Annotated in this window: 22 protein-coding genes; 6 read left to right on the top strand and 16 right to left on the bottom strand. The window is 72.7% G+C overall.

Annotated features, from left to right (window positions below; translation table 11 throughout):
• Positions 1 to 51 precede the first annotated feature (51 nt).
• Together ACZYRU_RS10210 and ACZYRU_RS10205 are read left to right on the top strand one after the other, a co-directional pair.
• Positions 52 to 534, top strand: a complete 483-nt coding sequence (locus ACZYRU_RS10210; protein ID WP_488956972.1) for an SRPBCC family protein — start codon at positions 52 to 54, stop codon at positions 532 to 534.
• 51 nt (positions 535 to 585) lie between these two features.
• On the top strand, positions 586 to 1611 hold the full coding sequence (locus ACZYRU_RS10205) for an NADase-type glycan-binding domain-containing protein (protein ID WP_488956971.1): 1026 nt from the start codon (positions 586 to 588) through the stop codon (positions 1609 to 1611).
• Positions 1612 to 1717: 106 nt separating this feature from the next.
• Here the strand turns inward: ACZYRU_RS10205 and ACZYRU_RS10200 are convergent, their stop codons facing one another.
• The 4 genes from ACZYRU_RS10200 to ACZYRU_RS10185 form a co-directional block, all read right to left on the bottom strand.
• Positions 1718 to 2713, bottom strand: a complete 996-nt coding sequence (locus ACZYRU_RS10200) for a threonine aldolase family protein (protein WP_488956970.1) — start codon at positions 2711 to 2713, stop codon at positions 1718 to 1720.
• Positions 2710 to 4044, bottom strand: coding sequence for a class II 3-deoxy-7-phosphoheptulonate synthase (locus tag ACZYRU_RS10195; RefSeq protein ID WP_488956969.1), 1335 nt, complete (start codon positions 4042 to 4044; stop codon positions 2710 to 2712). The genes ACZYRU_RS10200 and ACZYRU_RS10195 overlap by 4 nt, the downstream gene beginning before the upstream one ends.
• A 20-nt stretch (positions 4045 to 4064) precedes the next feature.
• Positions 4065 to 5519, bottom strand: a complete 1455-nt coding sequence (locus ACZYRU_RS10190) for an APC family permease (RefSeq protein ID WP_488956968.1) — start codon at positions 5517 to 5519, stop codon at positions 4065 to 4067.
• A 212-nt stretch (positions 5520 to 5731) separates the two neighbouring features.
• Positions 5732 to 6760, bottom strand: coding sequence for a 6-phosphofructokinase (locus ACZYRU_RS10185; protein ID WP_488956967.1), 1029 nt, complete (start codon positions 6758 to 6760; stop codon positions 5732 to 5734).
• Positions 6761 to 6867: 107 nt separating this feature from the next.
• Here ACZYRU_RS10185 and ACZYRU_RS10180 point away from each other — a divergent pair, with 107 nt between their 5' ends.
• Entirely contained in the window at positions 6868 to 7692 is an 825-nt protein-coding gene (locus ACZYRU_RS10180; protein ID WP_488956966.1) for a DUF1028 domain-containing protein, read from the top strand.
• Here ACZYRU_RS10180 and ACZYRU_RS10175 read toward each other — a convergent pair.
• Genes ACZYRU_RS10175 through ACZYRU_RS10150 form a run of 6 tightly spaced genes read right to left on the bottom strand, consistent with a single transcriptional unit; the run spans position 7679 to position 12230 of the window.
• Positions 7679 to 8575 carry a hypothetical protein gene (locus ACZYRU_RS10175; protein WP_488956965.1) on the bottom strand — a complete coding sequence of 299 codons (897 nt, stop codon included), beginning with the start codon at positions 8573 to 8575 and terminating at the stop codon, positions 7679 to 7681. The genes ACZYRU_RS10180 and ACZYRU_RS10175 overlap by 14 nt on opposite strands.
• 18 nt (positions 8576 to 8593) lie before the next feature.
• The gene (locus ACZYRU_RS10170; RefSeq protein WP_488956964.1) at positions 8594 to 9196 is read right to left on the bottom strand and encodes a TetR/AcrR family transcriptional regulator; all 603 of its coding nucleotides are present in this window, start codon (positions 9194 to 9196) and stop codon (positions 8594 to 8596) included.
• 4 nt (positions 9197 to 9200) lie between these two features.
• Positions 9201 to 9857 (bottom strand): response regulator, encoded by a 657-nt coding sequence (locus ACZYRU_RS10165; protein WP_488956963.1) that lies wholly within the window; start codon positions 9855 to 9857, stop codon positions 9201 to 9203.
• Between the two features lie 21 nt (positions 9858 to 9878).
• On the bottom strand, positions 9879 to 10385 hold the full coding sequence (locus ACZYRU_RS10160; protein ID WP_488956962.1) for a flavin reductase family protein: 507 nt from the start codon (positions 10383 to 10385) through the stop codon (positions 9879 to 9881).
• Entirely contained in the window at positions 10382 to 11494 is a 1113-nt protein-coding gene (macS, locus tag ACZYRU_RS10155; protein ID WP_488956961.1) for a MacS family sensor histidine kinase, read from the bottom strand. Before macS ends, ACZYRU_RS10160 begins: the two co-directional genes overlap by 4 nt.
• 22 nt (positions 11495 to 11516) lie before the next feature.
• On the bottom strand, positions 11517 to 12230 hold the full coding sequence (locus ACZYRU_RS10150; protein WP_488956960.1) for a lysophospholipid acyltransferase family protein: 714 nt from the start codon (positions 12228 to 12230) through the stop codon (positions 11517 to 11519).
• Between the two features lie 88 nt (positions 12231 to 12318).
• Between ACZYRU_RS10150 and ACZYRU_RS10145 the strand changes: the two genes are divergently transcribed.
• Both ACZYRU_RS10145 and ACZYRU_RS10140 read left to right on the top strand, forming a co-directional pair.
• Complete coding sequence (locus tag ACZYRU_RS10145; RefSeq protein WP_488956959.1) at positions 12319 to 13107, top strand: alpha/beta hydrolase; 789 nt, start codon at positions 12319 to 12321, stop codon at positions 13105 to 13107.
• Between the two features lie 22 nt (positions 13108 to 13129).
• Positions 13130 to 13564 (top strand): hypothetical protein, encoded by a 435-nt coding sequence (locus tag ACZYRU_RS10140; RefSeq protein WP_488956958.1) that lies wholly within the window; start codon positions 13130 to 13132, stop codon positions 13562 to 13564.
• On the opposite strand, the gene ACZYRU_RS10135 is transcribed toward ACZYRU_RS10140, so the two are convergent.
• From ACZYRU_RS10135 to ACZYRU_RS10110, 6 genes are read right to left on the bottom strand one after another with little or no spacing between them, the layout of a single operon-like run.
• Positions 13512 to 14762, bottom strand: a complete 1251-nt coding sequence (locus ACZYRU_RS10135) for a hypothetical protein (RefSeq protein ID WP_488956957.1) — start codon at positions 14760 to 14762, stop codon at positions 13512 to 13514. The two genes, ACZYRU_RS10140 and ACZYRU_RS10135, sit on opposite strands and share 53 nt — an antisense overlap.
• Positions 14759 to 15667 (bottom strand): ROK family protein, encoded by a 909-nt coding sequence (locus ACZYRU_RS10130; protein WP_488956956.1) that lies wholly within the window; start codon positions 15665 to 15667, stop codon positions 14759 to 14761. Before ACZYRU_RS10130 ends, ACZYRU_RS10135 begins: the two co-directional genes overlap by 4 nt.
• Before the next feature lies 1 nt (position 15668).
• Positions 15669 to 16616, bottom strand: coding sequence for an ROK family glucokinase (locus ACZYRU_RS10125; RefSeq protein ID WP_488956955.1), 948 nt, complete (start codon positions 16614 to 16616; stop codon positions 15669 to 15671).
• Entirely contained in the window at positions 16613 to 17011 is a 399-nt protein-coding gene (locus ACZYRU_RS10120) for a hypothetical protein (protein WP_488956954.1), read from the bottom strand. The genes ACZYRU_RS10125 and ACZYRU_RS10120 overlap by 4 nt, the downstream gene beginning before the upstream one ends.
• On the bottom strand, positions 17008 to 18210 hold the full coding sequence (locus tag ACZYRU_RS10115) for an ArsA family ATPase (RefSeq protein ID WP_488956953.1): 1203 nt from the start codon (positions 18208 to 18210) through the stop codon (positions 17008 to 17010). Before ACZYRU_RS10115 ends, ACZYRU_RS10120 begins: the two co-directional genes overlap by 4 nt.
• Positions 18211 to 18233: 23 nt before the next feature.
• Positions 18234 to 18689 (bottom strand): SRPBCC family protein, encoded by a 456-nt coding sequence (locus ACZYRU_RS10110; RefSeq protein ID WP_488956952.1) that lies wholly within the window; start codon positions 18687 to 18689, stop codon positions 18234 to 18236.
• Positions 18690 to 18769: 80 nt separating this feature from the next.
• On the opposite strand from ACZYRU_RS10110, the gene ACZYRU_RS10105 reads away from it, so the two are divergent.
• Entirely contained in the window at positions 18770 to 20560 is a 1791-nt protein-coding gene (locus ACZYRU_RS10105; RefSeq protein ID WP_488956951.1) for an AMP-dependent synthetase/ligase, read from the top strand.
• Positions 20561 to 20625: the final 65 nt, after the last annotated feature.

The raw sequence follows: 20625 nt of genomic DNA, 5'->3' as shown, positions 1-20625 counted from the left end.
CGGCCGGCAGGCGCACCATGGGGTGGGGGGACCAACCCTTGGGAGATGAACATGGCCGGTCACATCATCCACGTGCACAGCACCATCCCCGCCCCGCCCGCGAAGGTGTGGGACGTCATCACCGATGTCGCCCACGCCCCCGACGTGCTGCGCAGCGTCAGCGAGAGCGAGGTGCTGACCGAGGGCGGGTACGACGTCGGCACCACCTGGCGCGAGCGACGGACCCTGTTCGGGCACCACGGACCCGAGCAGATCCACGTCGTCGAGTCCGAGCCCGAGCGTCGCACCGTCGTCGAGGCCGAGGTCGGCAACGACATCATCCGCACCGCCTACCGCCTCACGCCGTCCGGTCCGGAGGCGACCGGGACCCGGCTGGCGATGACCACGACGGTCGAGATGAGCCACCGATCCGTTCTCTCGCGGACGATGTGGGCGATGTTCGGGGGCTTCAGCTACGACCGCACCCGCAAGGTGCTCGAGCACGACCTGGAGGACATCGAGGCGGAGGCCTGCCGGCGCGCGATGGCGGGCTGAGTCACATCCAGTGACACCTCACCGTTCTGTCGGGGTACGGTGAGCCCCGCGATGACCACCCCGACGGACTGCACCAGCTGCGGGCACGAGCTCGGGGTCGGCCGGTTCTGCACGAACTGCGGACAGCCCGTTCCCGGCCGGCACCCGGAGGCGGCGCCCGCCACGAGCGCGCCCGTCGTACCCCCGCCGACCGGCCAGCTGCCGCCCGCGGCGCGCTACCCGCTGTACGCCGACGCCCCGACCTCACCGGCCGGTCCGCCCGGCCCGCCCCCGGCGGCACCGCCGGCGGCGATGACCCAGCTGGCGCCCCCGGTGCCGGCATTCGCACCGGCGCCGTCCGCCCCCGCGTCGCGCGAGCGGTCCGGGACGCCGTGGCTGCCCTGGCTGCTCGGGATCGTGGTCCTCGCGCTGGTCGCCGGCATCGGCGCCTTCCTGCTCGTCAGCTCAGGCGGTGACGACGGCGACGCCAGCGACGACTCGGCCCAGGGGCAGCGCACCGACGACGCCGGCCCGACCACCCCGTCGAGCCCCGACGGCTCCGACGAGCCCCTGCCCGACAGCAGCGGCACCGGCGCCCCGGTCGAGCCGCCCGCCGCCGCCGACCTGCGCGACCTGACCGCGACGGCGAAGGCCGAGGTCCCCGCCACGGCGCCCGCGTCCCGCGACCGGCAGAACCACCCGGTCACCTACGTCGCCCGCAACATGCTCGACGCCAGGCCGCGCACGGCGTGGCGGATGCCCGGCGACGGCACCGGCGCGACGCTCGTGTTCGACCTCGGCCAGGCCGTCGTGCTGACCGAGGTCGGCCTGCTCAACGGCTACGCCAAGGTCGACGGCGCCGACAACTGGTACCGCGGCAACCGGCGGATCCTCGCCGTGCAGTGGGAGTTCGACGACGGCACCCGGATCACCCAGGACCTCCGCGACCGGCAGAGCGTCCAGCTCCAGCCGGTCGGCCCGGTGGCGACCCGACGGGTCATGCTGCACCTGGTCGAGGTGAGCGCGCCCGGCAAGGGCCCGAACGGCCGGGACTTCACTGCGATCAGCGACGTGCGCTTCCGCGGCGCCAGCGGGTGAGCTCGCGAACCCGCGGATGAGCGCCGCGGGTTGAGGAGCGTCGGCTCGGACCGAGCCTGCGAGGCCCGAGCGACGCGTCTCGAAACTTGGCGCGCCTGCCGCAACCTCAGGCCAGGCCGGCGAGGACCTGCACGGCCTGCTCGGCGTCGGCGCGGCTGACGTCGAGGTGCGTGACCAGCCGGATGGTGCGGGCACCGACGGCGCCCACGAGCACGCCCGCCTCGCGGGCGCGAGCCACGTAGCCCGGGGCGTCGGCGACGTCGAAGGCCACGATGTTGGTGTCGACGCCGGCGGGGTCGACACCGACGGCCTCCGCGAGCAGCCTGGCGTGAGCGTGGTCGTCGGCGAGCCGCTCGACGTGGTGGTCGAGGGCGTGCAGGCCGCCGGCCGCGAGGATGCCGACCTGGCGCATGCCGGCGCCGAGCCGCTTGCGGCGTACCCGTGCCTGCGCCATCCGCTCGACGCTGCCGAGGAGCAGCGATCCGGCCGGTGCACCGAGGCCCTTGGACAGGCACACGGCCATCACGTCCGCCACGGCGCCGTACGACGCCAGCGGGACGCCGGTCGCGACGTGGGCGTTCCAGATGCGGGCGCCGTCGAGGTGGACCGCGACGCCGCGCTCGTCGGCGAAGGCGCGCAACGCCTGCAGGTCGTCGAGCGGGAGCACCGCGCCCCCGGCGAAGTTGTGGGTGTTCTCGACCGAGAGCGCGGCGGTCTGCACGAAGTACGGCCCCAGGTCAGGCGCGAACAGCTCCTCGAGCGCGGCCAGGTCGACCTGTCCGCGCGGGTGGGACCAGGTGCGCATGGTCAGCCCGCTGACCGCGCCGTGCGCACCGAGCTCGGCCCGCGCGATGTGGGCGCGGGCCTCGCAGAGCACCTCCTGGCCGGGCGCCACGACGGCCGCGACCGCGAGCACGTTGGCCAGCGACCCGGTCGGCGTGAACAGCGCAGCCTCGTGACCGAACAGCCCCGCCACCCGCTCCTCGAGCGCGCGGACGGTCGGGTCCTCGCCGTACACGTCGTCGCCGACCTCGGCCGCTGCCATGGCGGCACGCATCGCCTCCGTCGGGCGGGTGACGGTGTCGCTGCGGAGGTCGATCACGCGCGCAGCATGCTCGCGACCTGGAAGGCCAGCTCCAGCGACTGGACGCGGTTGAGACGCGGGTCGACGACCGACTCGTAGCGGTGCGCCAGGCCCTGCTCGTCGAGCTCCTCGCCGCCGCCGACGATCTCGGTGACGTCGTCGCCGGTGTTCTCGACGAGGATGCCGGCCGGGACCGTGCCGAGCGCGCGGTGCACGTCGAAGAAGCCCTGCACCTCGTCGAGGACGTCCTCGAAGCGGCGGGTCTTGTAGCCGTTGGAGGCCTCGAACGTGTTGCCGTGCATCGCGTCGCACACCCACGCGACGTCGACGCCCTCGGCGGTGACCTTCTCGACCAGCGGCGGCAGGCCGTCGCGGATCTTGCCCGCGCCGAAGCGGGTGATGAAGGTCAGCCGGCCGGGCTCGTTGGTCGGGTTCAGCCGGGCGGCCAGCGCCAGTGCGTCGTCGGCGGTCGCGCTCGGGCCGAGCTTGCAGCCGATCGGGTTGCTGATGTGGCTGAAGTACTCGACGTGCGCGCCGTCGAGCTGGCGGGTGCGCTCACCGATCCAGACCATGTGGCCCGAGACGTTGTAGGGCTTGTCGGTGCGCGAGTCGATGCGGGTCATGGCGTGCTCGTACTCCATGATCAGCGCCTCGTGGGAGGAGTAGAAGTCGACCCGGTGGAACTCCTCCGGGTCGGCGCCGATCGCCTTCATAAAGGTGAGCGCCCGGTCGATCTCGGCCGCCATCGCCTCGTAGTGCTGGCCCACCGGGCTGTTGCGGACGAACTCGGAGTTCCAGGTGTGCACCTGGCGCAGGTCGGCGTACCCACCGGTGGTGAACGCGCGCACGAGGTTCAGCGTGGACGCCGACGCGTGGTAGACGTCCAGCAGCCGCTGCGGGTCGGGGCGGCGCGACTCGGGGGTGAACTCGACGCCGTTGACCGCGTCTCCGCGGTACGCCGGCAGGGTGACGCCGTCGCGGGTCTCGGTGTCCGAGGAGCGGGGCTTGGCGTACTGGCCCGCGAGGCGGCCGACCTTCACGACCGGGACGGACGCGGCGTAGGTCAGCACGACCGCCATCTGCAGCAGCACCCGCAGCTTGTTGCGGGTGTTGTCGGCCGTCGCGTCGACGAAGGTCTCGGCGCAGTCACCGCCCTGGAGCAGGAAGGCCTCACCGCGGCTGGCGGCCGCGATCTTCGCCTTCAGCTCGTCGCACTCGCCCGCAAAGACCAGCGGGGGCAGCGTGCGCAGACGGGCGACGGCAGCGGCCACGGCCGCTGGGTCGTCGTACGACGGCTGCTGCTTCGCTCCGATGGCGTGCAACTGCTCGAGGGACGGAAGGCTGTTCACCGCCCAATCGTACCCAGTGGTCAATCGTCGGTCGGATCGATGTCCATGTGCTCGATGTCGACGAAGTGACCGCCCTCGGGCTTGTGGACGAGCCGGGTCAGCAGCCACAGCACCATGCCGAGCCCGAGCAGGCCGGCAGCGATCTTGTACTGGATCAGGTCGGCCTCGAGCCGGGCCCACGGACCGAGCAGGTAGGCGCACAGGATCGCGCCGAGGACCGGGACCACGGTGGGTGCCCTGAAGGCGTGCGGGCGGGACGGCTCGCGGCGCAGCACCAGGCAGGCGATGTTGACGACGGTGAAGACCGCGAGGAGCAGCAGGGCCGTCGTACCGGACAGCGAGGTGACGATGGTGCTCTCCGAGCCGAGGCGCACGTAGGTGATCAGGCCGAAGGCCAGCAGGGTGGTGAAGCCGATGGCGACGTACGGCGAGCGCCGGCCCGGCAGCACCTTGCCGAGCACCGGCGGCAGCACGTGCTGCTGGGCCATGCCGTAGACGAGCCGGCTGGCCATCAGCATGTTGATCAGCGCGGTGTTGGCGACCGCGAAGACCGTCATGAACGGGAAGAAGTCGTCGATCGGCAGGTCCGGGGCACCGATCTTGACGACGTCGATGAGGATGCCGGCCTCGGCGTTGGTCGGCGTACCGATCTTGTCGGCGGGGATCACCGCGACGACGGAGACGGCGACCAGCATGTAGATGATGACCGCGATGCCGAGGCCGGTGAGCATCATCCGCGGGAAGATCCGCTCGGGGTCCTTGGTCTCCTCGACCATGTTGACCGAGTCCTCGAAGCCGACCATCGAGAAGAACGCGATCGCCGTGGCGACCGTGACCGCCATGAACAGGCCCTTGTCGTCGGGGTTCTCGAAGACGGTGATCCGGTCGAGGTTCCCGTCGCCCTTGCCGATCACGTAGCAGCCGATGCCGATCACGATCGCCAGGGCGGTCATCTCGACGAGGGTGAGCACGACGTTGAACTTCACGCTCTCCCCCACGCCGCGCAGGTTGATCAGCGCCAGCACCAGCATGAACGCGAGCGCCACGGCCAGTACCAGGCCGTTGCCCGGCGCGTCGTTGCCGAGGCCGATCAGCAGGTTGGAGGCCAGCAGTCCCGAGGAGGTCGAGGCGCTCGTGATGCCGGAGCAGACGACGGTGAAGGCGACCAGGAAGGTGATGAAGTGCAGGCCGAAGGCCTTGTGGGCGTAGAGCGCCGCACCGGCCGCCTGCGGGTACTTCGTCACCAGCTCGAGGTAGGAGAAGGCCGTGAGCGTGGCGATCGCGAACGCCACGAGGAACGGCAGCCAGGCGATGCCACCGACCTGTCCGGCGAGCCGCCCGGTGACGGCATACACGCCGGCACCGAGGATGTCGCCGACGATGAACAGGAGCAGCAGGCCGGGTCCGAGGACCCGCTTCAGCTCCGGTTGTCCCTGCTGTCCCGGCGCCGCGGCGCCGGTGGTCTGCGTCGTCATGGGGTGTCATCCCTTCCCGAGATTGGAAGTACTCCGTGCCTCACCTTCGCGCAGGGGGCGGAGAAACGGAAGCACTTGCCGGTGCCGGCGGCATGTCGCGGGGCAGCGGCTTCATCACGGGATGTAGTCGAAGCCGCGGTTCTGCAGCGGAGTTCCCCACGGGACGTGACGCGTCGCCTACATCCCGTGGTGAATCGCCGACCCGAGCAAGATCAGCCGAAGAAGACCTGCGCCTCGGCGTACTCCGCCGGACTGACCAGCTTGAGCGCACCGGTGCCCTCGACGAGCGGCACGCGGACGATGGACGTGCCGCGCAGGGCGACCATGACGCCGTACTCACCGTCGGCGACCGCGTCGATCGCCTGCAGCCCGAAGCGGGTCGCCAGCCAGCGGTCGAAGGCGGACGGCGTGCCGCCGCGCTGGATGTGGCCGAGGACGACGGCGCGCGCCTCCTTGCCGGTCCGCTGCTCGATCTCCTGGGCCAGCCGGTCCCCGATGCCGCCGAGCCGGACGTGGCCGAAGGCGTCCTTCTCACCGCTGACCAGCGTCATCCCGGTGCCGTCGGCCGGCACGGCGCCCTCGGAGACGACGATGATCGGCGCGTACTCGCTGCGGAAGCGGGTCTCGACGTGCGCGCAGACGGCCTCGATGTCGAACGGCGCCTCGGGGATCAGGACCGCGCTCGCTCCCCCGGCGATGCCGGCGTGCAGCGCGATCCAGCCGGCGTGGCGGCCCATCACCTCGACGACGAGCACCCGGTGGTGCGACTCGGCGGTGGTGTGGAGCCGGTCGATCGCCTCGGTCGCGATGTTGACCGCGGTGTCGAAGCCGAAGGTGAAGTCGGTGCCGGACAGGTCGTTGTCGATCGTCTTGGGTACGCCGACCACCGCCACCCCGAGGTCGGCCAGCCGCGTGGCGACACCCAGCGTGTCCTCGCCGCCGATCGCGACCAGCGCGTCGACCCCGGCGGCCGCGAGGTTGTCCTTGATCCGCTGCACGCCGTCGTCGATGGCGAAGGGGTTGGTCCGCGACGAGCCGAGGATGGTGCCGCCTCGCGGCAGGATCCCGCGGCACTGCTCGATCCCGAGCGGCATCGTCACGCCCTCGAGCGGGCCGCGCCAGCCGTCGCGGAAGCCGACGAACTCGAAACCGTGGCCGTTCACCCCCTTGCGCACCACGGCCCGGATCACGGCGTTCAGGCCCGGGCAGTCACCGCCACCTGTCAGCACTCCGACGCGCATGCGTCCCAACGTACGTCCGGTCTCGACGAGGTATCCAGGGAAACGCCGATCAATCCCGCCTGCTACGCGTCGGCGCCCATTGATCAGCGGTTCCCTAGGCTCTGACCATGACCTTCTCGATCGTGGCCCGGTCCGCTGACGGCGAGACCTGGGGTGTCGCCGTCGCGTCCAAGTTCCTGGCGGTCGGCTCCGCCGTGCCCGCCGCCGTCGCTGGAGTCGGCGCGCTCGCGACCCAGGCCGACGCCAACGTCGCCTACAAGGGGCTCGCCCTGTCCCACCTCGACGAGGGCGCCACCGCGCCGGTCGCGCTGCAGCGGCTGCTCGAGGAGGACGAGGGCCGGGCGCACCGCCAGGTCGGCATCGTCGACATCGACGGCAACGCCGCCTCCCACACCGGCGTCGAGTGCATCCCGTGGGCAGGTGGCCGCACGGGTGACGGGTACGCCGTCCAGGGCAACTGCCTGGCCGGCGAGGAGGTCGTCGCCGGCATGGAGGAGGCCTGGCTGGCCAGCTCCCCCGACGCACCGCTGCAGGACCGGCTGATCGCGGCACTGGCTGCGGGTGACGCCGCCGGTGGCGACCGCCGGGGCCGCCAGTCCGCCGCGATCCTCGTGGTCCGTGACGGCGCCGGGTACGGCGGCCTCGACGACGTCGCCGTCGACCTCCGGGTCGACGACCACGCCGCCCCGATCGACGAGCTGGTCCGGCTGCTCGACCTGCACGACCTCTACCTGACCGCCTCGACGGAGGACGAGAAGGTCAGCGTCGACGCCGCGCTGCGCGACGAGCTCGAGGCCTTCGCCACCGCCGCCGGGCACCGCGACTTCCACACCTGGGTCGGCACCGAGAACTACGAGATGCGGGTCGCGCCCGACCTGGCCTGGATCGACCGCCGGGTGCTGGCGATCGTGCGGGACCTCAGCGACTCCTGACCCGCTCCAGGGCCTTCTCCGCCGCGTCCCGCTCGGCCGTGGCGGTGCGCAGGTCCGCGCCGGCGCCGTCACGGACCTCCTCCGCCTCGGCCAGCTCCTCCTCGAGCGCCTCGGCCTGCTCCTCGAGGTCGGCAAGGCGGCGGCGCAGCTCGTCGGTCTCGGCCTCCAGCTGCAGCGACCGGGCGGAGAGTCGGTCGACCTCGCCGGACGCGTCGTCGTGGGTGGCCCGCGCGGCGTCGTACTCCTCCTGGGCGGCGGCGAGGCGCTCCTCGGCTGCGGCTATCGCCTTGGCCGCCTTGTCCGGATCCGGTACGACGTGCAGCTCGGGCGGGCCCGGACGGGCGGCCTCGCGCGGGGTGGCGCTGAACCCCAGGGCCTCGGGCAGCGCGACGGCGCTCGCGAGGGCGTCGGCGTCCATCGGCTCGAGGCCGGTCGTGTGCAGCGCACTGACGAGCAGGCCGCTGCGGACCGCGCGACCGCACTCGGCGTCGACCATCGCGGCGGTGAGTGTGGCCTCGACCTGCTCGGCAACGGCCTCGGTGACCCGCAGGCCCTCGTCGGCCGCGATCCGGCGGGCCTGGGTGGTGACGGCAGCGGTGACCTGGCGGCGTTGCTTCGTCAGCGCCCGCAGCTCACCGGCCGACATCGCCGCCTGCGCCTCGCGCAGCGCGGCCCCGACGCTGAGCACCTGGTCGACCTGGGCCGCCTCGCGGCGTACCAGCAGGTCGACGACCCACGCGGCGGTGCTGGGCTTGCGCAGCGCCTTGACCTGTGCGGCGAGCGGCGTGCCCTTGAGCTCCTTGGCCCGGGCGTCGCGCGCCGGCGTGAACTCCCCGAGCGGCAGGGCGTAGAGCTCGTCGGCGATCTCCAGCAGGTCAGCCACGCTGGGAGTCTTCCAGAGTCATCGCAGGCCGGCGCCGATCATCGTGACAGTCAGGTCGACCAGGTCCGCGCGCTCCACGCCGTCCGGCCGGGCGAGAGCGATCCGCAGGCAGGTCGAGACCAGCACGCCCATCAGCATGAACACGACGGCCTCGAGCTGCTCGGGGGCGAGGTCGGGGCGGTGGCGTCGCGGGAGCAGCGAGGCGAGGCGGTGGAGGTCGGCCTCGATCTCGGGGAGCACGTTGGCGTTGCTGCCGGCGGGGATCTGGTTGACCATCGCGGTGATCACGCCGCGGTGCCGCTCGAAGCCGTCGACGAGGGTGACGACGACCATCCGCAGCGCGGCGTCGAGGTCGAGCTCGAGCGCGTCGACGACGCTGACCATGAGGTCGTCGCTGATCGCGTGCACCGCCTCCTCACGCAGCACGGCGAGCAGCTCGGTGCGGTCGCTGAAGTAGCGGTAGAAGGTCCCGCTGCTCACGTGCGCGTCGCGGATCACGGCCGACGTGGTCAGCCGGTCGAGGCCGTCGCGGTCGAGGATCCGCACCGCCGTGTCGAGCAGCAGCCGACGCGTCTGGACCGCGCGATCCTGTCGGGGCCGGGCCCGCTGTCGCTCCGCCACGACGTCACGCCTCGTCGTCGGCGTCGAGTCCCTGCTCGATGACGTACCGCGTCAGCTCGACCCGGTTGTGCATCTGCAGCTTGCGCAGCGTGTTCTGCACGTGGTTCTGCACGGTGCGGTGCGAGATGACCAGCCGCTCGGCGATGTCCTTGTAGGACACGCCCTTCGCGACCATCCGCAGGATCTCGGTCTCGCGGTCGGTGAGCCGCTCGCCCGGCGGCGTGGCCGGCTCGTTCATCCGCCGGAACTCGCCGAGCACGAGTGCCGCCAGTCCGGGCGTGAAGACCGTGTCGCCCTTCGCGACCCGGCGTACGGCGGTCAGCAGCTCCTCGCGCGAGGCGGACTTGAGCAGGTAGCCGGTCGCACCGGCCTTCACGGCCGCGAGCACGTCGTCCTGCTCGCCGGACGCGGACAGGATCAGCACCCGCGACGACGGATCGGACGCCAGCACCTGTGTGGTGACCTCGACCCCGCTGGGCCCGGGGATCTGCAGGTCGAGGACGACCACGCGCGGACGGGTCGCGTGGAACCGGGCGATCGCCTCGTCCCCTGTCGCCGCCACGGCGACCACGTCGAAACCGGCCGCCTGGAGGTCGCGCTCGACGGCGTCGCGCCACATCGGGTGGTCGTCGACGACCATCACCCGGATCGGGTCCGTCATGGGCAGGACCCTAGCCCGTGCTCAAGGGACGCGGAGGAAGCGGCCGCGTCGGTGGAGCAGCGGGTCGTCCTCGTCGCCGACCACGACCCGCTCGAGCACCGCGGTGACCTCGACCGACCAGCCGACCTCGCGCTCCCCCACCAACCGGACGCCGGCCCAGGTGGTCGCGGTCGCGAGCCGCGGTCCGTGGGTCTCGGCGACGAACGACGCCTGGCGGAACGGGCCGCCGGGGGCGGGCGCCGTACCGGCGAAGGCCTCGGCGAGCTGCCGGTCGGCCCACGTCAGCAGCTGCACCACGCACCGGCCTGACGTCCGCAGCGCGTCGAGCAGGTCGGAGTCGGGGTCGAGCAGCGCCAGCACCGACGGCTCGGGGCCGAGCGCGACCATCAGCGAGGTGACGGTCAGGCCGGCCTGGTCGTGCTCATCGCCTGCGGTCCACAGCGTCACGGCGCCGCCGACCCGGCCGCGGAACCGGCGTGCCGGATCGGGATCGGCGTCGGCGAAGGGGTGCGTGCTGTGGATGGTCACGATCGCTCCTGCCGACGGGGTACGACGAAGGTCCACTCGGTCCCGTAGGAGCCCGTGTCGAGCGTGGCGGTCCCGCCGAGGTCGCGGACCCGCCCGCGGATCGACTCGGCCACCCCGAGCCGGCCCTCCTGCTCAGCAGCGTCCAGCCGCCCGTCGGCGATGCCGGGGCCCTCGTCGCGCACGCTCACCTCGACCTGGTCGCCGAGGTCCTCGACGAGCACCCAGGCGCGGGCGTCCGGGCCCACGTGGCGCTCGACGTTGTCGAGGCAGGCGCGGACGACCGCGGCGAGCTCCGTGACGGTGTGCGCGGGCAGCTCGACGACACCGGCGGGCACGCCCACCTCGGTGCCGGGCCGGGCACCGAGCGCGCCCAGCGCCCGCGCCAGGTCGGCGTGGCCGGCGAGCGCCCGGGGCGCCGCCGTGAGCGCATCCTGCGAGCGGATCAGGGTGCGCAGCGCCTGCTCCTGGGCACCGGCCGCGCGCCCCAGCTCGCCGCCCTGGCGCTGGACGAGCGCCAGCACCTGCAGCACGCCGTCGTGCACGGCCCGCGCCAGCCGGGCCCGCTCCTGCGCCGCAGCGGCCTCCCGCTGGGCCAGGTCCCGCTCGGCCGCCATCGTCTTGAGGGACTCGCAGACGAAGCCCACCATCGAGCCGCCGAGCAGGATCAGGAAGACGTTGCCCCAGTCCTTCTGGGCGACGTGCGAGCGCGTGAGCAGGTCGACCGCACCGAGCAGCACGGCCGCGAGCGTGCCGCCCCGCCAGCCGTAGCGCACCGCCCACGCCAGCAGCGCGCCGACGATCCAGTAGCCGGGGATGGTGGCCTGGAACCACGGCCCCTTGACCACCGGCGTCGCGAGGAGCAGGGCGACAGCCAGCGCGAGGTCGACCAGCAGCACCGCCGGGACACGGCGCTCGGGGGCGGCGTACACCACGATCGCGGCCGCGGTCGCGACCACCATGCCCGCGACGCAGACCCAGCCGAGGACCGGGTGGTCGAAGTTGTTGCGGTAGGCGTTGAGGACGACGGCGTACCCGAGGACGACGACGCGCAGCACCGCCAGGGCCCGGAACATCCGGTCCTCGACGGCCAGGGCCGCCCGGGTGGTCACCGCTCCCGCAGTCACGGCAGCGTCAGGACGCCAGCTTCTTGGGCTCGGACTTCGACTCGGACTTCGACTCCGACTTCGCGCGCGAGGCGTACATGTCGACGTACTCCTGCTGGGAGAGCCGCATGATCTCGTACATGATCTCGTCGGTGATCGAGCGCAGGATGAAGCGGTCGTTCTCCATGCCGGCGTAGCGGGAGAAGTCGAGCGGCTTGCCGAAGCGCACGGTCGGGCGGGTGATCCGGCCGAACTTCTTGCCCGGGGGCGCCACCACGTCGGTGCCGACGACGGCGACCGGGATGACGGGTACGCCGGTCTCCAGGGTCAGCCGGGCGATGCCGGTCTTGCCGCGGTAGAGGCGGCCGTCGTGGGAGCGGGTGCCCTCGGGGTAGATGCCGAACAGCTCGCCCTCGGCCAGCACCCGCTTCGCGGAGACGAGGGCGCCGGAAGCGGCGTCACCGCTGGTGCGGTCGATCGGGATGTTGCCGGTGCCGCTGAAGAAGTTCTTCTGCAGCCAGCCCTTGATGCCGGGCGAGGTGAAGTACTCCGCCTTCGCGACGAAGCGCACCATCCGCGGGATCACCAGCGGCATGAACAGCCAGTCGGCGTAGGAGAGGTGGTTGCTGGCGAGGATCGCCGGCCCGGTGGGGGGGACGTTCTCGACGCCCTCGGCCCGGGGGCGGAAGACGACCTTCAGCAGCGGCCCGAGGGCGACGAACTTCAGGAACCAGTAGAACAACCGATCGGACCTTTCCCCAGGAGCCTGGCGCCCGCCCGAACGGACGCCACTGCCACGAAGCCTAGCGTTGGTGCGGCACAATCCCGTCATGCCTCCGAGCACCCCGGACCGTGAGACCGACCAGACCGCTGCGCTGACCATCGCGGCCCGCCCGGAGCTGACGGGCGGACGCCGGATCGGCGTGCTGCTCAGCCACGGCTTCACGGGCTCGCCGGCGTCGATGCGACCGTGGGGCGAGCACCTCGGCGCGCTCGGGTACGGCGTCGCCGTACCCCTGCTGCCGGGGCACGCCACCACCTGGCAGGACCTCAACACCCGCCGCTGGGCGGACTGGTACGCCGAGCTGACCCGCACCTTCGACGCGCTGCGCGCCGAGCACGACGCGGTCGTGATCGGCGGACTGTCGATGGGCGGCGCGCTCGTGCTGCGGCTGGCCGCGGACCGGCCCGACAAGGTCGCCGGTGTGATGGTGGTCAACCCCGCGGTCGCGACCAAGCGGCTCGACGTGAAGCTGCTGCCGGTGCTCAAGCACCTGGTGCCGTCGTTCCCGGCGATCGCCAACGACATCAAGAAGCCCGGTGTCGACGAGAACGGCTACGACCGCACCCCGCTGAAGGCGATCCACTCGCTGATCCGGGCCTGGCCGGCGCTGCGCGCCGACCTGCCGCGGATCACCGCTCCCCTGGTCTACTTCCGCTCCGCCGACGACCACGTCGTGGACGACGCCTCGGAGCCGATCGTGCTCGGCGGCATCTCGTCGACCGACGTCACCCGGGTGGCACTGCCGGAGAGCTTCCACGTGGCCACCCTCGACAACGACGCCCCGACGATCTTCGAGGAGTCGGCGGCGTTCGTCGCGCGGGTGACTGGGGCGTAGGCCCGAGGCGTAACCTGAGGGCGTGCAACGGGACGACCCGGACTACGACGCCGCTGCCTGGCAGGCGATCGTCGACAACTACGGCGAGCGTGTCGACCTCGAGACGCCCGGCCAGGCCGAGCACGACCCCGGCCCGGCGCCCGACGTCGAGGACGACGCCGACCGCTACGACAGCCGGTACGACGACGCCTACGACGAGATCGACCTCGTCGACGACGACCGCTTCGTGCCCGACCGGCCCCCGCCGGTGCCCATGCCGCCGCCGGACCGCCTGCTCGCCTGGCTGGGCGTGTTCTGCTCGCCGACGGTGCTGCTGGTCTTCCTGGTCTTCAGCATCGGCATGCCGTCCTGGCTCGGCTGGCTGCTGGTGGCCTGGTTCGTGGGCGGCTTCTGCTACCTGGTGATCAGGACGCCCGGCTCGCCGCGGGATCCCTGGGACGACGGGGCACGCGTCTGATCGCCTTCCACGCCGCCGCCAGGGCAGAGCCGCACAGCCCGACGAGCAGCAGGTTGCGCAGGGCCAGCACGCCCGCGACGGGCGCGCTCCAGCCGGAGTGACCGTCGATGACCGCCCGGTACGCGTGCGGGTAGAGGACATGGGAGAGCACGGCGGCGGCGAGCAGCACGGCCGTCCAGCGTCCCAGGTGGCGGCGATCGGCGCCGTCCAGCAGCGCGAGCCCGGCGCACGCGGCGGGGAGCAACCAGAGGAGGTACTGCGGGCTCAGGACCTTGCCGCTCACCACGAACGCCGAGAGCCCGCCCAGCGTCAGCCACACCGCGCCCGGCATGGCCGAGCGTGGGTCCGGCAGGCGGGTCCAGGCGAGCACCCACAGGACGACCAGCGCGACCACGAGGAGGCCGGTCGCGACCGTCGAGAGGCGGAGCAGGGCGTCGGTCCAGGGGCCCTCGATCTCCCAGGCGAGGGACGGAGCGAAGAAGATCCGGTCGTCACCGGGCGCGACCGCCCACCGAAGCATCGCCGGCGTCGCCGCGACGGACTCGATCTGGAGGCCGCGGTCGCCCTGGTAGCTCAGCGGGGACACGATCCGGTCCCAACCGCCGACCGCGATGCTCACCGCGACCAGCCCGATCCCGGCCACGGCACCCGACACCACGACCCGGAGCCGGCTCGCAGCCGGGGCCGCGAGACCGGGCAGCACCAACGCCGGGCTGTACTTCACGCCGGTCGCCAGCACCGCCAGCACCGCGGCCCGGCGCGGAGCGCCGACCAGCGCGATCAGAGCCAGCGCGACGAGCACACCGGGAACCAGGTCGAACCGGGCATAGCTGATGGCCCCCAGCGCCGGGGTGGCGACCAGCCAGACGACCGCGGGAACGCCGGTTCCCCCACGGCCGACGAGAGCCGACAGGAAGCCCGCGTCGAGGAGCAGCAGGAGCGCGAGGACGAGGACCTGGTAGGCATCGGTGGCCCCCACCAGGTACAGCAGCCCGTACGGCGCCGCGAGCAGCAGGAAGGCCGGCACCGGGTACTCCGCGAGGGTGCCGCCGACGCCCTCGGCACCGAGGTCGTCGAGACTCACCTTGTAGTAGTTGAGGTCGGAGATCGACCCCGACTCCGCCGTCAGCAACAACACCACGAGGGCCAGCCGGGTGAGCCCCCACCACGCCCAGAGCCGCACGGAGGTGGCGCTCACGGGCGGGCGTCCCGCGCGAGCAGGGCCGCGCCGATCGCGCCCGCCTCGGGCCCGAGCCGTGCCGCCACGAGCGGCGGTACGGCGCGGTAGGCGGTGCCCTGCAGCGAGCCGGCCAGGGCGGTGCGGGCCGGGTCGAGCAGGAGGTCCCCGACCGCGGACACTCCGCCGCCGACGACGACCAGCTCGGGGTCGAAGGCCGAGACCAGTCCTGCGGCTCCCACGCCCAGCCAGGTGCCGACCGACGCGAACGAGCTGAGCGCGACCCGGTCGCCCGCACGGGCCAGGGCGGTGACCTCCGGGCCGTCGAGGTGCCGGCCGAGCGCCACCCGGGTCACCCGCTCGAGGGCACGGCCGCTGCAGTACTGCTCCCAGCAACCACGCAGCCCGCACTCGCAGGCCAGTCCGTCGGGCACGACCTGCATGTGGCCGAACTCCCCCGCCAGGCCGTGCGCACCGCGCACCACCCGGCCGTCGAGGATGACCGCGCCGCCGATGCCGGTGCCGATGGTGATCAGCAGCGCCGAGCGGACGTCCCGCGCGGCGCCCGCGACCAGCTCGGCATGGGCCGCGCAGTTGGCGTCGTTGTCCAGCACGACGGGCAGGCCGGTCCGGTCGGTGAGGGCCCGACGCACGGGTGCGTCGCGCCACGGCAGGTGGGCGCCGAACAGGAAGCGCTCCCCCTCTGCGTCGACCAGACCAGCGGCCGACACACCGAGCCCGGCAGGCGACCGGTCGCCGTACACGTCACGGGCGGCGAGCGCGACCGCCTCCTCGACGGCGTCGGCTCCCGCGGACCGGCCGGGCATCGGCCGGGTGGCGGTGGCCTGGACCTCGCCGGCAGCGTCGATGCGGACGGCGAGCACCTTCGTGCCGCCGACGTCGACGCCGACCCAGCCTTCGGTCATGTCAGCCGCGGGCCAGGTCGGCCGCGCCGACCACGCCGGCACGGTTGCCCATCGCGGCCAGCCGGATCTCGGCCTCGGGCCGGAAGCCCCGGCCGGTGAGCTCGCGCTCGAAGGCGGTGCGGATCGGGTCGAGCAGCAGGTCGTGCGCCTCGCTGACGCCGCCGCCGATCACGACCACCCCCGGGTCGAGCACGGCGGCGAGGGACGCGATGCCCTGGCCGAGCGCGTCGCCGAGCACCGCGAGCCGGTCGACCGCGAACGCGTCGCCGTCCTGCGCGGCGGCCGTGATCAGCGGCCCGTCGATCGCCTCCACGTTCCCGCCGGCCCGCGCGAGCAGCCCGCCCGCCGCGGCCGGGTCGGCCAGCACGGCCTCGCGGGTGTCGCGCACGAGCGCGGAGCCGCTGCCGTACTGCTCCAGGCAGCCGTGGTTGCCGCAGCCGCACAGGCGGCCGTCGGGGACCAGCCGCAGGTGGCCGATCTCGCCGGCGACGCCGTGGGCTCCGCGCAGCAGCCGGCCGTCCGCGATCACGCCGCCGCCCACGCCGGTGCCGACGGTCACCATCAGCTGGTCGTCGTGGTCGCGCCCGGCGCCGTACCGGAACTCACCCCAGGCCGCGACGTTGCCGTCGTTCTCGACGACGACCGGCAGCCCGACCAGGCGGCTGAGGTCGGCCCCGAGCGGCTCGTTGCGCCACGCGATGTTGGGCGCGAAGAGCACCGTGGACCGGTCGGAGGCGATGTAGCCGGCGGCGCCGACGCCGACGGCGGTCACCGGGTGCTCGGCGACGAGCTTCGCCACCAGGCCGGCGACGGCGGCCTCGATGGCGGCCGGGTCGGTCGCGGGCGAGACCACGCGCGCCTCCGCGAGGACGGTGCCGTCCTCGTCGACGACGGCGCCGGCGATCTTGGTGCCGCCGATGTCGATGCCGCAGGTCAGGACACCGCTCATGGCGTCGGCTCCTCGGGGTCGTCGAGGTCGATCCGCTGCACCTCGGAGGTCCGGGTGCCGCTCTCCGGCGGCGTCTCCATCAGGCTCGCCGCGGCCTGCAGCAAGGAGGAGGCAGCCACCATCAGGTGCGCCTTGACCTCGGGTGAGGTCTGCCGAACGGCGTGGACCACCCGGCACACCGGGCAGTACTTGCACTCGACCGCGTCGGTCGCGATGTGCTCGCCGACCTCGTGGGCCATCGACGCGGCCTGACCGGCGAGGTTGCCGAGCCCGCCGGCGGCATCACCCGTGTGCTGCCTGGCCAGGTCGGCGAAGGCACCGAGGAGCTTCATCGCCTCCTCGCCGACGCTGCCGATGTCGTCGGGCTTCTTGTCCTGGGGCTGGTCGTCGGTCATCGGGCCTCCACCGGCTCGGGCTCGGTGAACCGCACGCGGAGCTCGCCCTCGACCACGCTCGCGCCGGCCACCCGCAGCCGCGCCAGGCCGGGCGGCAGCGTCAGCAGGCGGCGGTAGGAGCCGACGGTCATCACGAGCTCGTCCCCGTTGCGGGCCAGGTCGACCTCCGAGCGGGTCACGAAGGGCAGGGACAGGTGGGCGACGGCTCCCCCGTCGTCGTCGCGGGAGACCCGGAACGGTCCGTCCCCCGCGGGTACGGCGAGCGGGTCGGCGCCGTCGTAAAGGTCAGCAGCGAGGGCGCTGAGTGCCGGAACCCCCACCGGTTCGGCGGCCTGGTACTCCGATGTCCACACCGGCAGCCCGCTGAACGACTGGGCGACCTCGCGCAGCACCGCGGACTGGGCGGTGACCCAGCCCGCACGCCACGGGTCGTCGTCGCCGGCCGGGAAGACGCGGTTGGCGACGACGCCGTCGACGCGGTACCCGAACAGGCACAGGCTGGTGTAGGCGCGGCGGGCCTCGGCGAGCACGACCTGCTCGGGCGTGAGGACCAGCCGCACCGTCGACCCCGGACCGGACAGCAGGTCGTGCACGTCGTCGAGCTCGCCGTGCAAGCGGGTGATCGCGTCGAAGACGGCGTCACCGGGCATCGGTACGCCGGCCGCCCGGTTGAGCACGGGGCGCAGCGCCTTGACCAGCCGGCGCTGGATCGGCAGCAGTCGCTCGAGGTACCAGCCGAGCGCCTCCGGCAGGGCCAGCAGGCGCAGCGTCTCCGCCGTCGGCGCACAGTCGACGACGATCACGTCCCAGGCACCGGACCGGGCGTGCTGGCGCAGCTCGAGCAGCGCGAGGACCTCCTCGGCACCGGGGATGACCGTCATCTCCTCGGCCGCGACCGGGTCCATGCCCACGGCGTCGAGGACGGACAGCAGGTAGCGCTGGATGTCGGCCCAGGACTGCTCGAAGCGCAGCTGGGCGTCGACCTGCTGGAGGAAGAGGTGAGGGGCGACCTCGGTGGGCTCGGCCCCTGAGTTGGTCGAGCCTGTCGAGACCGCACCGTACGCGTCGGCCAGGGAGTGCGCGGCGTCGGTCGAGATCACCAGGGTGCGCAGGCCCTGCGCAGCCGCGAGGGCCGCCGTGCCGGCGGCCACGGTGGACTTGCCGACACCGCCCTTGCCGGTGAAGAGAACGATCCGCACGCTCGAAGTCCCTCCGGCTGCCGTCAGGCGCCGGACTCGACGCGCTTCTTCAGGCCCTTGAGCGCGGTGTCGATGAGGATCTTCTCGCCCTTGCGCTTGAGCATGCCGATCAGCGGGATGGAGACGTCGAGCGCGAGCCGGTAGGTCACCTCGGTCGAGCCGCCGGCCTCGCGCAGCACGTAGGCACCCTCGAGCGCCTTGAGCATCTTGCCCTCGACGAGGGTCCAGGTGACCTGGCGGTCGCCGTCCCACACGTAGGAGAGCGTGTACTCGTCCTTGATCGGCGAGACGTCCAGCGCGAAGAAGACCTCGCGGGCCCGACCGGCCTGGGCCGGGTCGGCGGCGTCGTACGACGAGCGCACGTCGGCCACGGTGACCCCCTTGGCCCACTGCGGGTAGGCGGCGAAGTCGGCGATGACGGCCATCACATCGGCGGCGGGGGCGTCGACGACGATCGACGAGGACGTCTGTTCGGCCATGGCCGGAAGGCTACCGGACCGGGAGATCCCGCCGACGGGTGCGGTCCACGCCACGCCCAACTCGGCGGTAACCTGCACGGGTGCGCGAGTACTCGACCCCGCAGACCATCGAGATCCCGACGACGGGCAACCTCACCGACGACGTGGTCCGCAACGCGGCCGAGGCGCCGCAGGCCGTCCAGTTCAGTCGGCCCAACGCCGACGGCGGCTGGGACGACGTGTCCTGCGCCACGTTCCTGGCCGAGGTGTCCGCCGTCGCGAAGGGCCTCGTGGCCGCGGGTGTGGGGGCCGGCGACCGGGTGGCGGTGATCTCGCGCACCCGCTACGAGTGGACCCTGCTCGACTACGCGATCTGGTTCGCCGGCGCCGCGACCGTGCCGATCTACGAATCCTCCTCGGAGGACCAGATCAACTGGATCCTCTCCGACTCCGCTGCCCGCGTCGTGGTCTGCGAGGACGCCGGACACCGTGGCCGGGTCGAGGCCACCCGCCACGCGCTGCCGGCCCTCGAGCACCTGTGGACCATCGACGACGGCGCGATCGCGACCCTCACCGAGCTGGGCGCGGGCGTCAGTGACGACGACCTCGAGGCCCGCCGGCAGGCGGCCGGCCCGGCCGACCTCGCGACGCTGATCTACACCTCGGGCACCACCGGCCGCCCCAAGGGCTGCATGCTCACCCACGACAATTTCCAGACCGAGCTGGGTGTCGCGGTCGCCGAGCTGGAGCGGCTGTTCGACGCAGAGGGCGCCTCGACGCTGCTGTTCCTGCCGCTGGCGCACGTGTTCGCGCGGATCATCCAGGTGGGCTGCATCAAGTCCCGCACCCGGCTCGGCCACAGCGCCGACATCAAGAACCTGCTGCCGCAGCTGGCGACCTTCCAGCCCACCTTCATCCTCGCGGTCCCCCGCGTCTTCGAGAAGGTCTTCAACACGGCGTCGCAGAAGGCGACCGCCGACGGCAAGGGCAAGATCTTCGACCGGGCGGCGGAGGCGGCGATCGCCTGGTCCCGGGCCCTCGAGGGCGGCCGCATCCCGGTCCGGGTGCGCGCACAGCACGCCCTGTTCTCCCGGCTGGTCTACGGCAAGCTCCGCGCGGCCCTCGGCGGCAGGTGCGAGTTCGCGGTCTCCGGCGGTGCGCCGCTGGGTGACCGGCTCGGTCACTTCTACCGCGGGATCGGGGTGACCGTGCTCGAGGGCTATGGCCTCACCGAGACCACCGCCGCGCTCACGGTGAACCTGCCGGACGCCCAGAAGGTCGGCACCGTGGGGCGCCCGATCCCGGGCACCGCCGTACGGATCGCCGACGACGGCGAGCTGCTGTTCCGCGGCGGCCAGGTCTTCACCGGCTATTGGAACAACCCCGACGCCACGGCCGAGGCGATCGACAGCGACGGCTGGTTCCACACCGGCGACGTCGGTGAGGTCGACGACGAGGGATTCGTGCGGATCACTGGGCGCAAGAAGGAGATCCTGGTGACCGCGGGCGGCAAGAACGTCGCCCCCGCCGTCCTCGAGGACCGGGTCCGCGCGTCCGCGCTCGTCAGCCAGTGCCTGGTGGTCGGTGACGGCCAGCCGTTCATCGCGGCGCTCGTCACGATCGACGAGGAGGCCTTCCCCGCCTGGGCCGAGCAGCACAGCAAGACCGGCAAAGTGGCCGACCTCGTCGACGACGAGGACCTGCGCGCCGAGGTCCAGGCCGCGGTCGACGAGGCCAACAAGGCGGTGTCCAAGGCCGAATCGATCAGGAAGTTCGCGATCCTGCCGGCGGACTGGACCGAGGAGGCCGGCCAGGTGACGCCGAGCCTCAAGCTCAAGCGGAACGTCGTCATGCGCGAGTGCCGCGACGAGATCGCCGCGCTGTACTCCTGAGGGACCGTCGCCCGTACCCCACGGGACCTCGTGGGACATAGTCCCAACGGACCATCCGGCCGCCG

The organism is Nocardioides sp. F233 (assembly GCF_057813895.1).
This window is presented reverse-complemented; position numbering and strand designations above follow the sequence as displayed.